Origin of the sequence: Paraburkholderia sediminicola (genome assembly GCF_046026675.1) — a bacterium.
Taxonomy (GTDB): domain Bacteria; phylum Pseudomonadota; class Gammaproteobacteria; order Burkholderiales; family Burkholderiaceae; genus Paraburkholderia; species Paraburkholderia sediminicola_F.
Genome location: NZ_JAQQEY010000002.1, coordinates 584,946 through 598,141, shown reverse-complemented (window position 1 = coordinate 598,141; position 13,196 = coordinate 584,946). Strand labels below are relative to the sequence as shown.

10 protein-coding genes are annotated in these 13,196 nt (G+C 60.3%); 3 read left to right on the top strand and 7 right to left on the bottom strand.

Annotated elements, in window-relative coordinates; all coding sequences use genetic code 11:
* Nucleotides 1-736: 736 nt before the first annotated feature.
* Nucleotides 737-1,345, bottom strand: a complete 609-nt coding sequence (locus tag PQQ86_RS22580; RefSeq protein ID WP_408271857.1) for a nucleotidyltransferase domain-containing protein — start codon at nucleotides 1,343-1,345, stop codon at nucleotides 737-739.
* Nucleotides 1,346-1,684: 339 nt separating this feature from the next.
* Between PQQ86_RS22580 and PQQ86_RS22575 the strand changes: the two genes are divergently transcribed.
* Nucleotides 1,685-2,011, top strand: a complete 327-nt coding sequence (locus PQQ86_RS22575; protein ID WP_408271854.1) for an IS66 family transposase — start codon at nucleotides 1,685-1,687, stop codon at nucleotides 2,009-2,011.
* A 98-nt stretch (nucleotides 2,012-2,109) separates the two neighbouring features.
* Here PQQ86_RS22575 and PQQ86_RS22570 read toward each other — a convergent pair whose 3' ends face one another.
* The 3 genes from PQQ86_RS22570 to PQQ86_RS22560 all read right to left on the bottom strand — a co-directional run bounded on the left by PQQ86_RS22570 (nucleotide 2,110) and on the right by PQQ86_RS22560 (nucleotide 8,744).
* Nucleotides 2,110-4,797, bottom strand: a complete 2,688-nt coding sequence (locus tag PQQ86_RS22570; RefSeq protein ID WP_408271852.1) for an excinuclease ABC subunit UvrA — start codon at nucleotides 4,795-4,797, stop codon at nucleotides 2,110-2,112.
* A gap of 1,134 nt (nucleotides 4,798-5,931) precedes the next feature.
* Complete coding sequence (locus PQQ86_RS22565; RefSeq protein ID WP_408271849.1) at nucleotides 5,932-7,347, bottom strand: cation:dicarboxylate symporter family transporter; 1,416 nt, start codon at nucleotides 7,345-7,347, stop codon at nucleotides 5,932-5,934.
* Nucleotides 7,348-7,373: 26 nt separating this feature from the next.
* Nucleotides 7,374-8,744, bottom strand: coding sequence for a class-II fumarase/aspartase family protein (locus PQQ86_RS22560; protein WP_408271846.1), 1,371 nt, complete (start codon nucleotides 8,742-8,744; stop codon nucleotides 7,374-7,376).
* A gap of 160 nt (nucleotides 8,745-8,904) precedes the next feature.
* On the opposite strand from PQQ86_RS22560, the gene PQQ86_RS22555 reads away from it, so the two are divergent.
* A complete protein-coding gene (locus PQQ86_RS22555; RefSeq protein ID WP_408271843.1) occupies nucleotides 8,905-9,636 on the top strand; it encodes a GntR family transcriptional regulator in 732 nt (243 codons plus the stop codon).
* Nucleotides 9,637-9,871: 235 nt separating this feature from the next.
* Here PQQ86_RS22555 and PQQ86_RS22550 read toward each other — a convergent pair whose 3' ends face one another.
* Nucleotides 9,872-10,324, bottom strand: coding sequence for a cupin domain-containing protein (locus tag PQQ86_RS22550; protein WP_408271840.1), 453 nt, complete (start codon nucleotides 10,322-10,324; stop codon nucleotides 9,872-9,874).
* Between the two features lie 307 nt (nucleotides 10,325-10,631).
* Between PQQ86_RS22550 and PQQ86_RS22545 the strand changes: the two genes are divergently transcribed.
* On the top strand, nucleotides 10,632-10,931 hold the full coding sequence (locus PQQ86_RS22545; RefSeq protein WP_408271838.1) for a hypothetical protein: 300 nt from the start codon (nucleotides 10,632-10,634) through the stop codon (nucleotides 10,929-10,931).
* Between the two features lie 644 nt (nucleotides 10,932-11,575).
* Here the strand turns inward: PQQ86_RS22545 and PQQ86_RS22540 are convergent.
* Nucleotides 11,576-11,842: a hypothetical protein gene (locus PQQ86_RS22540; protein ID WP_408271835.1), complete on the bottom strand. Its 267-nt coding sequence runs from the start codon at nucleotides 11,840-11,842 to the stop codon at nucleotides 11,576-11,578.
* A gap of 399 nt (nucleotides 11,843-12,241) precedes the next feature.
* Nucleotides 12,242-13,189, bottom strand: a complete 948-nt coding sequence (locus PQQ86_RS22535; RefSeq protein WP_408279303.1) for a pseudouridine-5'-phosphate glycosidase — start codon at nucleotides 13,187-13,189, stop codon at nucleotides 12,242-12,244.
* Between the last annotated feature and the right edge of the window lie 7 nt (nucleotides 13,190-13,196).

Sequence of the window (13,196 nt, the reverse complement as noted above, 5' to 3'; positions counted from 1 at the left end):
CAGCTCGTTGAAGCCATCGGGGGAGAACTCCGGTGCTCATTGTCGGGCTCATTGTTTAGCACCTCCGTTCGGGAGCAATTCGAGACGCTCACGTTGAAGGCCCCTCCTCCATCCAACAAGTTGACACAGTTCAATCTGGGCAGATGGTTTTGCCCTTGCTGCGGCCAGGCAACCAACAACGGAATTTGCGCAAAATGCGGCTCGGCGATCACCAGTCGGCTAGCACGCCAACTGCTGGAATTAAATCCGCACGGGCACAACTAGATTTCTCGACAAAAATGACGATAAACAGTTCGGACTGGCGTCAAAATCGCTGACAACATTTCAAGGCGTCGTTGAACACACGAGACTTTGATTCGGGACGTATTTTGGATCGGAGCAAACACATGGGGCGTGGAACCAAGATTCTCATTTCAGCTTCAGTTGTTGCCTTCCTTGTTCTCATCGGGGTTGGAATTGCCTGCTTCAGGTGGCAGGGTGTGAACTACGAATTCGCGCCGAGATCGGTCGGCTTGCCGACGTGGCCGCCCTAATCGGCATTTAGCTTGATCGACCCGACCGGCAACCTCGCCCTCAGCAGCGAAAATGGAGTTTCCACACGGCCTCGGTCGTACTGAGCCGACCATGTCAGGCAGCGATCGGCCAATTTCGGCCAAAAGCGGACCGTCGACTTCGAGGCGAGCATCGTTGACAAACGGGCGCTCGACCACCAGCACGGAAGTTGCATGTGCGCAGGCTAACAGACTGCAGATCCATTGGCTTTTTCCGACGCTTCTATAGCTCTTCCCAAATTGACCAGGTAGCGCTTTGCAGTTTTGAAGTCTCCGCGCCATAACCACTTCAAGCAAGTGAAGAGTTCCCATGCCAGGAATCGGTCGCCATAATGATAGGCCGTCACATCGTGCTCAGTCGGAGCGAGCCTGGACGATGCCCTCGACTCAAGGCAACGATCCCGGTTAACTATTTCAACAAATGGCTGCTCTAGGATGAGTTCAGTATCGGGTGAGATGACATGAAACTCGATTGAAGTTAAGTCTTCGAAGATTAGCTTTTGGAACGGACTTTTCGGATCATGCACGCCATCAAACTTGATGAATATTTCCGACGGGGCGATCTGCTGCTCTATCGCACGTAATAGCGAACTCCCAGTGCCATCCGAGCAAAAGGCGACTAGGTCGATGTCAGAAACGCGATCTGCGCTCCCTTTTGCAAATGAACCAACGACCGCCGCACCGGTGCAGTCAGGAGAAGCCTGGAGCGCGGCCGAGACCCGCTTAAGAAGTGTGATTTGGCGTGTTGTGGAAGGGTTGCCCCTCAACCTCGTGAGAATGTCTTCAAGGCGCATCGAGCAGTCCTAGATGGAGTTTGGAGATGGGCGTGCGTAAGACAATATACGTTGGAATGGCTGCTTTCGGGAAAGCTCGGGGACCGTTGTGGGTCGGCTACGGCCGACCAAATCGGTCGACCGTCGGCCAAATTCTGCCGTTCAGCGAGCGGAGAACTCTGCCGTTGGAACGGCTGCAATTCCGGAACCTGTCGAACGAGCTGCGCGAATAATTCGGCCAACGCGGCCGTTTGCGCTGGGACGTTCGTTGCCCACTTGTCGCCATAGATCGATCGCTCGTGGAGCGGCAACGACAAACCGCCGCTACCGGGAAACTGCGAAACACTGATTCAGGCGGCGGTGCCCGCGCACGTCATCGACGAGGGTATCCAAACCACGGGAATGCTGGCGTCGGTGCTGGTTGCCAAGTACGCTGACCACCTTCCCCTGTTGTCAGGAGCAGATCTTTGCACGGGCGGGTCTCGCGATACGGGATCGACATTGGGCGCATGGGTCGGTAGGTGCGGCATGCAACTACAGCCGCTGGTCGACGCACTGCATCATGAAATCCTGCAGCAGGGTCTGCTGCATGTCATCGAGGACTACATACGCAAGCAACTCGACGATGGCCGCCTCGTGCGCGTAGTCGACGCATGTTGTCCCGGCTTCCCCGTTTTCTATCTCTAGACGGCGAGCCGCGCGCAGATGCCGCTCAAACTGCGCGCGCTAATCGATTTCCTGAAAGAGAAGCGCGGCGCTCGCTAGCGCACACGCTTCCTTTGCCTTCACGCTGCGAGTTGCTGCCGCAGATACTCGGCGGTGCGGCTTTCCTTCACGCGCACGATCTCGGCCGGTGTGCCGCTCGCCACGATCTTGCCGCCAGCGTCGCCGGCGCCGGGGCCGACGTCGACGACCCAGTCGCTTTGCGCGGCCACCCGCATGTCGTGTTCGACCACCACGACGGTATTGCCGGCATCCACGAGTCCCTGGAGTTGGACCATGAGCCGGTCGACGTCGGCGGGATGCAGGCCGGTGGTCGGTTCGTCGAGGATATACAGTGTGTCGCCGCGTTGCGCGCGTTGCAGTTCGGTGGCGAGTTTGATGCGCTGGGCTTCGCCGCCGGACAATTCGGTGGCCGGCTGACCGAGCCGCAGATAGCCGAGCCCGATGTCGCGCAGCACTTTCAGCGCGCGCATCACGCTGGCTTCATCGGCGAAGAAATCGCAGGCGGCGTCGACGGTCAGGCCGAGCACCTCGGCGATGTTTTTATCGCGCCATGTGACTTCCAGCGTCTGCGTGTTGTAGCGCGTGCCGTGACACGTCGAGCAGGGCGCATAGACGCTCGGCAGAAACAACAGTTCGACGCTGACGAAGCCTTCGCCTTCGCACGTCGGGCAACGGCCTTGCGCCACGTTGAACGAGAAGCGGCCCGCGCCGTAGCGGCGCTTGCGGGCGAGCGGCGTGTCGGCGAACAGCTTGCGCACGTGGTCGAAGAGGCCCGTGTAGGTGGCGAGGTTGGAGCGTGGCGTGCGGCCGATCGGTTTCTGATCGACGCGCACCAGCCGCCGCAGCGCGTCCATGCCTTCGACGATATGGCCGCCGGTCGGCGCGGTGTCAGTTGCGAGCAACGGGTCTTGCTCGTCGTCGTCCGGATTTTCGAAGACGCGGCCAAGGTGGCTTGCGACCAGTTCCGGCAGCGCCTGGCTCACGAGGCTCGACTTCCCCGAGCCCGACACGCCCGTGACGGCAGTCAGGCAGCCGAGCGGAAACGCGGCGTCCAGACCGTGCAAATTATTGCGCGTGATGTCCGCAAGCCGCAGCCAGCCGGCGGGTTCACGCGACGCGCGCTCGACAGGCGCTGGCGGCGCGAACAGGTGCCGGCGCGTTTGCGACGCTTCGACCTTCACGAGTCCGGCGGGCGGCCCGCTATAGACCACATAGCCACCTGCTTCGCCGGCCGCAGGGCCGACGTCGACCAGCCAGTCGGCGCGCCGCATCATCTGCAAATCGTGTTCGACGACGAAAAGCGAATTGCCCGCGGCCTTCAATCCCTGCAGCGCGCTGAAGAGCGCTTCGCCGTCGGCGGGATGCAGGCCGGCCGATGGCTCGTCAAGCACATACACGACGCCGAATAACTGCGACGACAACTGCGTGGCAAGCCGCAAGCGCTGCAATTCGCCGGATGACAGCGTTGGCGTGCTGCGCTCCAGCGCGAGATAGCCGAGACCCAGATCGACCAGCGTCGTCAGGCGTTCGAGCAGTTCGGCTGATATACGTTGCGCGGCGACGCGTTTTTCCTCGGACAGGTTGGGCGTGCGCCGCACGTCGGGCGAGGCTTTGTGCGCGGAACCACCGGCGGCGATCCGTTTGTCGACGGCATCGCGCATGGCGCTCTTGCTGAGCACGCTGCCTTTGCCGGCGTCTTTGCCCGAATGTGTCACATCCGACTCCGGCCATTCGCCGCGCGCGATCGGTTCGAGCATCTCGGCAAGTCTGGCAAGCGGCAACTGGGCGAACTCGCCGATATCGAGTCCGGCGAATTTCACCGACAGCGCTTCTTTCTTGAGCCGCTTGCCATGACACGTCGGACAGACGCTGCCAACCATGAATTGCGACACGCGTTTTTTCATCAGCGCGCTTTGGGTATTCGCGAACGTGTGCAGCACGTAGCGGCGCGCGCCGGTGAAGGTGCCCTGATAGCTCGGCTCGTCACGGCGCTTGAGCGCGGCGCGGGTTTCCTTCGGCGTGAGGCCCGCGTAGACGGGCGCGGTCGGCTGTTCGTCGGTGAAAAGAATCCAGTCGCGGTCTTTCTTTGGCAAGTCGCGCCACGGCTTATCGATGTCGTAGCCGAGCGTCACCAGAATGTCGCGCAGATTCTGTCCGTGCCAGGCCGGCGGCCATGCAGCGATCGCGCGCTCGCGAATGGTCAGCGAGTCGTCGGGCACCATCGATTTTTCGGTGACTTCGTAGACACGGCCGAGTCCGTGGCAAGTCGGGCACGCGCCTTGCACGGTGTTCGGCGAGAAATCTTCGGCGAACAGCATGGGTTGCTTCGGCGGATAGTCGCCGGTGCGCGAATACAGCATGCGCACGAGACTCGACAGCGTGGTCACGCTGCCCACCGACGAGCGCGCGCTCGGCGTGCCGCGCTGCTGCTGCAAGGCGACCGCGGGCGGCAGGCCTTCGATGGCGTCCACTTCGGGCACGCCGACCTGCTCGATCAGGCGTCGGGCATACGGCGCGACCGATTCGAAATAGCGCCGCTGCGCCTCGGCGTACAAAGTGCCGAATGCCAGCGACGATTTGCCCGAGCCGGACACGCCGGTAAAGACGACCAGCGCGTCACGTGGAATCTGCACGTCGACGTTTTTCAGATTGTGTTCGCGAGCGCCGCGCACCCGCACGAAGCCGGTGAAGGCGGATTCCTCGGACGGCGGCGGCGTCGAGCGAGCTTTGTTGTGGATGGCGTCCATATCGATGAGTAGCGAATACGCATGGCCCTGCGGGCGAACGCTAGTGAAGTTGCACGGAGCATGCCCGACGGTAATGTGGCGATGATGCCAGTGAAGGCAGGGCGCACGCACTCCCCGCCCATCCAGAAATGACCGCCTATCATTGAAGCGCCTATGCGCGCGCAGAGTGCGGTGGCTAACGGACGCGCCACGGGCGGTGCGGAAGATGGCAGTCTTCTCCCCTCAGAGAGTTCGCAATGGAAAAGGCTGTGTACTGGGGATGGCCGTTAAACACATCAAAGCAGCCGTAGCGGTCAGCCCGGGTTGAAGGTCCGGAGAGAGTCGTTCTGCGCCGGTCATCATCGGGCTGAGTTCGGCCGAGGCTGTGTGAAAACGCAAAAGTACTCGGTTTTCGGGTGTCATTTTACCCTTCCCAAGTCGCCGGCAAGCCAATACAGCGCGATCTGAAAGGCCGATTTCTTTGACAACCTCATTCAACATGCGTTTCACACGGCCTCGGCCAGTTTCGGTCATTAGACACTACCCATCAGATCGTATGACAATCGTCGGACCTGCGTGTTGCACGAACACTTAACTGGTTGCTGAGGTACTGCGTGGCAAATTATCGACTTACGCTCTCACGATCACAAATCCTGAGTTTCAGGCGGCGCGCCGGGTCGCTCGATGAACGCCTGCCGATGGGGACAACATCACTGCACCGGGCTGCGTGGTGCGGATTGCAAGATTCCATGCCGCGCGCGGCGCTGTTGTCGATCCATGCACGGATTGCCGGCGCTGGTCCGACGACGTGGGAGCACCCGTTCCTTGTGCAGCTCTGGGGCCCGCGGTTCAGCGCTTACGTCGTGACGACAGAGGACATACCTGTGTTTTCGCTCGGGCGGCTGCCGGAGGACACACGTGGGCGAGAGAGGGCACAAGATACTGCGTCCCGGCTCCACGCTTTCCTTGAAGGCCGGAGGATGGAGTTCGGGCAGGCCGGTCATGCAATGGGTGTAACGCCAAACAGCCTCCGCTACGCCGCCCCAACGGGCAGAGCGGACAATCGCAGCCTACATCAGTGACAGTCCGGCAGCCTCTGATACGGCGCTGAATCGGCAGGCCTCCGACTGGGCGCCGAAGGCCAAGCGGAACAGATCATCGCGCTGTGCCCGCACTTTTCATAGAGATGCCGCCAGGGTGCGGATTCGCGTCGCTCGTGTCCTCGGGCAGCAAGTTACCGTCAGCAAGACTTTCGTCTGCCTGCGCGGTGGCCGGGTAGCGCTCCGGATAAAAATGACGCTGGGCGACCTGCGCGTCGAACGTATGCGACCACTTTGCAATCACGACCGTAGCGAGGCTGTTGCCGATCGTGTTGCAGGTGGCGATCGCCATTGACATGAAGCGGTACACACCGAATATCACCGCGACCCCTTCAACGGGCAGGATGCCGGTCGACGTCACCGTCGCCGCAAACACCACAAATGATCCGCCTGACACCGTGGCCGCACCCTTGGAGGTCAACAGCATCAACAGGAGTAGGCCGACCTGATGCTGCAGCGTAATTGGCACGCCATACGCATGAGCGATGAACAGCACGCCCATCGACATGAAGAGCGATGTGCCGTCGAGATTGAACGCATAGCCGGTAGGCAACACGAGACCGACCGTCTGCTTCGCGCAGCCGAGCCGTTCAAGCTTGATCAAAAGGCGCGGCAGCGCGCTCTCGGACGACGCCGTACCCAGCACGATAAAGATTTCGTCCTTGATATAGCGCAGGAAGCGCCACAGACTAAAACCTGCCAGCTTCGCGATGATTCCCATAACCACGACGATGAACAGGATCACAACCGCATAGAAACTGAAAACGAGCTGGGCAAGCGCAATCAGCACAGCAGTACCGTTGCTACCCACCGAATAAGCGACGGCGCCGAAGGTGCCGAGCGGCGCCAGCTTCATCACCAGGTTGATGAACGAGAACAGGACTTCGGAAACCAGATCGAGTCCCTCATTGATCCTGACGCGACGGCGTTCAGGAATCGCAAGTATCCCGATACCGACCATCACAGCCAGCACCACCACCTGCAGCAGTTCTCCCTTCACGAACGCGCCGATGAAGTTGTCCGGCACGATGTGCATGACAAACGCGACGAAGCCTTGTGACTCCATCTTTGCAACCACCGGCGGTGCCGCTCCGACGGCGACGGCCGTCATGCCTTTTCCGGTTTGCAGCAAATTGCCCGCCAGCAGGCCGACTATCAAGGCAATGGTCGACACCACTTCGAAATAGACGATCGAGCGCCATCCCACGCGGCCCGCGCTCTTGACGTCACCCGCCGACGCGATGCCGTGCACGATGGTGAGAAACACCAGCGGCGCAACACCGGCCTTGATAAGCGACAGGAAGATGTCCCCCAGTACCTTAAGCTGCCCACCCATCTTCGGGAAAATCAGACCGACGGCAATCCCGAGGATCAGCCCGACCAGAACCTGCATGCCCAGCTTGCGGTACCACGGCAGCCTTCCGGGCGGCGGAACGTCCGGCGTTTCGTTTGATGCGCTATCGTTGTTCATGATGTGTGCTCCTCCACGTCTTTCACTCAGATGCCGCTGGACAATTCGACGGCGCGATCAACCATTTGCGGCGCGAGGCCGAGATAGTTGGCTGGATCGGTCATCCGATCGATCGCCGCGCGGTCGAAGTGCGTGGTGACTTCGGGCAGCGCCGCTAGCGCTTCGGCGAGCGTGCCGCCTTTCTCGTTCACGGTACGGCAGGCGTCGTAGACGATATCGTGAGCCTGCTGGCGGCCGGTGAACGGCGCCATCCCCATCATGACCGCCTCCGCGACGATCAACCCCCTGGTGATGCCCAGGTTGTGTTTCATGCGTTCGGTGTCGACGATCAATCCCCCGAGCGCGAACTTCGCCTGATGCAGCGCACCAGCCGAAAGGATGAAGCTCTCGGGAATCGCAATCCATTCCGCGTGCCATGGGCCCGTGGCACGCTCGAAATCCTGGATCATTGCGTCGACCATCAGACCCGCGTGCTGACGCACCGCTTTTGCCGCGGCCAGCATCAGTTCGCTGGAAATCGGATTGCGCTTTTGGGGCATGGTGCTGCTTGCACCGCGCCCCTTGACGAACGGCTCGTACACTTCGGCGAACTCCGTCGACGCCATGATCATGATGTCGAGCGCGATCTTGCCGAGCGAGCCGGTCACGAGCGCGAGCAGGTTGACCGCTTCGGCGAAACCATCGCGCGCCACGTGCCACGTGGTTGTGGGTACGCCGAGCTTCAGTTCATCGGCGAGCGCCTTCTGAACCTCGAAACCTTTGTCGCCAAGCGAGGCCAGTGTGCCCGCGGCCCCTGCGAATTCGACGACGGCCACCCTCGGACGCAGCTCGGCGAGGCGTTGTTGATGCCGGTCGAACATCGCGAGCCAGATCGCGACCTTGTAGCCAAACGTGACGGGCAGCGCCTGCTGCAAATGTGTGCGGCCCGCCATCGGCGTATCGCGGTGTTTCTTTGCAAGATCGACCAGAATCGCGCGCAGTTCGCGTATGTCGCTGTCGATCACATCGAGCGCATCGCGCACCTGCAGCGAGACCGCCGTATCCATGATGTCTTGTGTCGTCGCGCCCCAATGGACGTAGCGGCCCGCTTCGCCGCACATGCCGACGAGCTGGTGAACGAGCGGCAGAATCGGATAACCCACAATGTCTGTCTCCTCACGCATGTGATCGAAATCGATCCGCTCGATCGTCGACTCACGGGCGATCACTTCCGCCGCGTCGGCCGGAATCACGCCGACGCGCGCTTCAGCCTTGGCCAGCGCGACTTCCACGTCGATATAGCGCTGCACGAGCGCGTAGTCGGAGAACAGCGCACGCATCTTCGCCGTGCCGAAGGCGTCGCGAAACAGGATTGAATCGACCACAGTGCTGGCCATAGGGATAGTGCGACTTGTCATGACGACCTCTTGGAAGTGCAGGAAACCGGTTTAAAAAGGGCTGGGGCAATTCGCGAAAATCGACGATATGTCCGGACATATCAAATTAATATGTTCGGACATGTTGAGCAAGCTATGATTTACCCTAGCCCTGATAAATTGACTGCATCGCCACCCAAAAATGAACAGACCGCACTTCGCCGACATCGCTCGCGACTTGACTGAGGGCATTGCGTCCGGCCGCTATCCGGTCGGTTCGTACCTGCCCACCGAACTTGAACTGCGCGACCACTATCAGACGAGCCGGCATACGGTTCGCGCAGCGCTGCATGAATTGCAGCAGTTGGGGTTCGTGTCGCGGCGCAAGAACGCGGGAACGCGCGTCGAATCGGCGCAGCCGAAGAACGAGTTTCGGCCGTCGCTCGCATCGGTGGACGATCTCGTTCAGTTCGGCTCCGAGCACCTGCGTCTGGTGCAATCGACGAAGGAGATCTTCGCAAGCGGCAAGCTCGCCAAAACGCTGAAATGTGCAGATGGTGCGCGATGGCTGCGTGTTTCGAGCCTGCGCATCGACGGCGACAGAGAGAGTCCGCCGGTCGGTTGGACCGACGTATATATCGACCCGGCTTACGCGGAAGTCGCAGATGCAGCGCGAGCTCAACCGGACGCGCTTATCAGTTCGTTAATCGAAGCGCGTTATGGTCGTTGCATCGCGGAGATCCAGCAGGACGTGCACGCCGCGCTGATTTCGCAAGAGATGGCGGAAAGGCTGAAAGTCGATAAGGGGACTGCGGCGCTTGAGATTGTGCGGCGCTACCTCGACTCCGCGGGGGAAACCTTTGAGGTGTCGATAAGCGTCCATCCGGCTGAGCGCTTCTCGGTTTCGATGCGACTGAAGCGCTCCGACGCTTAGCTGTTGCAGGGGTTACAGGCGGACCAATCGACCGCAACGCTTAAGGCAATCGCCACTCGGTGACCGCTATGAATGCCATTGCTGACCGTGGAGACGTCTTCATAAAGGGCTGTTCAGGGTCGAACTGGGCCGCATGCCTTCAAACGGCATGTGCAGTTTCCGATGCTCGCGTGTCCTGTTCAGCCACGACATGGTGACGCGTCATGGCGTAACTGCTCCCTTGCACTCAGCTCAATCAGAGCGGTGAAGGCAGAACGCTCGACCAGTCAGGTAAGGCATCAAGATCCGGCCGCATCGTGACGCTCTCCTGTTCGTTGGAATCGGTTCGGGCGATTACCGCGACGCAAGGCTCATCCGCGCTCGCGTTGTACGGAACATGCGGCATCCCTGCGGGGATGTAGAAGAAATCTCCGGCCCGAACCATCGCATGGCACTCCAATCGTTCGCCATACCAGCACCCCGAGATGCCGCTCAGCTGATAGATGGCCGTCTCATGCTCCGCATGGAGATGCGCTTTTGCGCGGGCAGCCGGCGGAATTGTTGCCAGCTGAAGATGCACATGCTTCGATCCCACGCTTTCAGCTGAGATACCTACCGCATAGGTCAGCCCCTGCTTCCCCTCGAACTGTGGGCCAGCTTGCACCAGTTGACAGGTTGGAGTGCCAGGATTGTGTGCGCTGATGTTCATCGCTTCTCCAAACAATGAGCGCCGACGTCGGCGAAATGGCGTGCATACGACCGCAGAATACACCCGCCCACTGTTTAAAAACGGCCATCCTTTATCGGCAGAGGTCAGCCATCTACGGCCGGTAGGCTGCGCTTCAAGCGCTGACGTTCCGATGTCGTCTGTGTCTTGGGGAACGGACGTTCGGAGCGCCAGATCCGCTGTCCCTCCGCTGCAAAATCCGCTCGCGGTACCCGTCTTATCTCCAGGAGTGCATCTCGCCACTCGTTTCGGCGCTCCAATCTCAACAACGGCAGAAAGGAGCACAGTAATGGCCACCACCACGATCGATCAGTATGAGGTTATGTATTCATCAAACACCTTTCCGCCTCGAATCTGGCTGAAGAGCGGCGGGAAGTTTGTCGGCCAACTCATCTTCGAAGCAGATGGAAAAACATTGCCCGCTGACGGAATGAGCGTGGGAAGCGTCAATCTGTACTACCACCTGGAAGATTTCCAAAACACGCTGAATCTTCTCAGCGGGGACAAGCCAATCTATCTGCTCTATAACGGATCCGGAAGCGGATTTGAGAACGGTATCATGACGACCGCCGAGCCGGTCGGCACGTGAGGCGTCCGAAGCACCCAGGAAACCGCCATTGACTCCCGCCAGCCCGACAGGCCGCTCGGGGTCGCCCTGAGTCGGTCGTCGGGACAGACGGGAAAACGTTCGTGAGAGGCGGCGACCTTCGTCTTGCCCAGTTGGCCGCCACGGTTGCTCGCTCAGGAGATGACTGCCTTCTTGAGTTAATCGGCAGACCAATGTCCGCATTAGCATCTGTCCAGATATTTCCCACATTTAAGCGCCGAAACGTAGTGCCACGCGGCCAAAGCCGAATATTTTCAATGCTTGCATATACGGCTAGGACTTCATTTGCGAGCTATGACCTATCCTCTACAAGAGCGTTCTTCACGCCCATTGTCTTCGCGCGGTGGCATGCGAAGCGGAGGAAGATATGTCGGAGCTTCGACTCGGCGCGAACGAGATTCTTCGAACAGGGGGTAATTCAGGAACAGCTTGCCCTGATACCGCCGGCACTGATGAGGCGCGTCACCGCCCTCTTTCCCTACTGGCATTACATCACGCTTCCCCAGGACCGACGACTCGCGCTGGCAATGACGGAGGTCCATAGCTACATTCACAAAAATGATTGAACGGGCACGTGAACGATGATGCACGCGCCGATGTCGCGTGACGTTAGAGCGTAGTACTCTTTACTTCGCAGTCTCTGGCGCAGGTAGCTGCTTTGTCCCCGTGGTTTCAGGGCCAGTGGCGTGCTGGTTTGGCATTGCTCCACCCGCATGGTTGTCCACCCGGATTTCGGCATTCTTGGCGTTCATGGGGCCGACGACCAGTTTCTGGGCTGCGACTTCGCTATCTGTCGGCGCAAAGACATTGACCTCTTCTTGCGAGTAGGCGTTCGCAAGCGTGCTATACATGAATGCCGCGGCCACTATCGGCAACGCAATGACGAGTTGCATATCACCTCCACTCCACGTACATCGCCATAGCCTCCGTTGTTACATTGAGGCCACCAGTAGAAAAATAGCGCGGGGGGGTACCGGGCGATGCAGGACGGTGCGCAATAGATGCGTCGGCGACAAGGACGGTAGGTCCGTTATCCAGGACCGTGCTACAGCTATGTTATAGGTCTCCCGGTCGGCGATTGACAGCACAATCGCCAGGGATAATCTGGCCTCGGCGCGTGATCACGCAGCTACTGTTCTAATTGGATGAGGAGGTGGAAAGCATAGCTTCCAACGGCCGCCTTGGAGAAAGCTGAACGTTGGCAGAGAGATGCTATGTGGGACTACCCGAGTCAGATCCGTTTAGCTAAAACGGAATTTCCAACCTGCGCAAAGGAATCGACATTCAGGCCGCTACGCCGCGGCCGCCCCGCGCCCTGCGTGTGCCAACGCCAGTGCCAGCCTTGCCCCCACCTCGGCATTGTGTTTCACGAGCGCGATGTTTGTTGCCAGGCTGCGTCCACTCGTCAGTGCCTTGATGCGAGCTAGCAGGAAGGGTGTCACGGCCTTGCCGGTGATTCCTTTCGCAGTGGCCTCGGCGAGCGCCTGCTGAGTCAGCGCGTCGATCTCTTCGAAGCTCATCGCTGCCGCTTCTGGCACCGGCGTGCTCAACACCACGCCGCCCACCAGGCCCAAGTCCCATTTGGTGCGGATGAAGCGTGCCTGCTGTGGCGCGTCGTCCAGCCTGAAGTCCGCGCGAAAACCGCTGTCGCGCGTGTAAAACGCAGCGAAATTGTCTTGCTCGCAACTGAGCACCGGCACGCCGTGTGTTTCCAGGTATTCCAACGTGAGCCCGATGTCCAGGATGGACTTCGCACCGGCACAGACCACCGCCACCGAGGTCTTTGCCAGTTCCTGCAGGTCGGCCGAAATGTCGAAGGTTTCGGGCGCGCCCCGGTGCACACCGCCAATGCCTCCGGTAACGAAGACCTCGATACCGGCGAGAGCGGCACATATCATCGTGCCAGCCACTGTCGTGGCGCCAAGCCCGCCGTCGGCCAGCACTGCCGGCAAGTCGCGGCGGCTGACCTTGTGTACCTGGCCCGAGCGGCCGAGCAGTTCCAGTTCGTCGTCCGAAAGGCCGATGCGGATTCGCCCGCCGATCAGTGCAATAGTCGCGGGCTCAGCGCCCAGGTCACGGATCAAGGCCTCCACTTCGCGCGCAGTGCGAACGTTCTCTGGATAGGGCATGCCGTGAGCGATGATGGTCGATTCCAGCGCCACAAGCGGGCGGCCGGCGGCCTGCGCAGCGGCCACAGGTGCGCTGCAGGTCAACCACGAGTGTGCAAGGTCCGCAACCATGTCGATG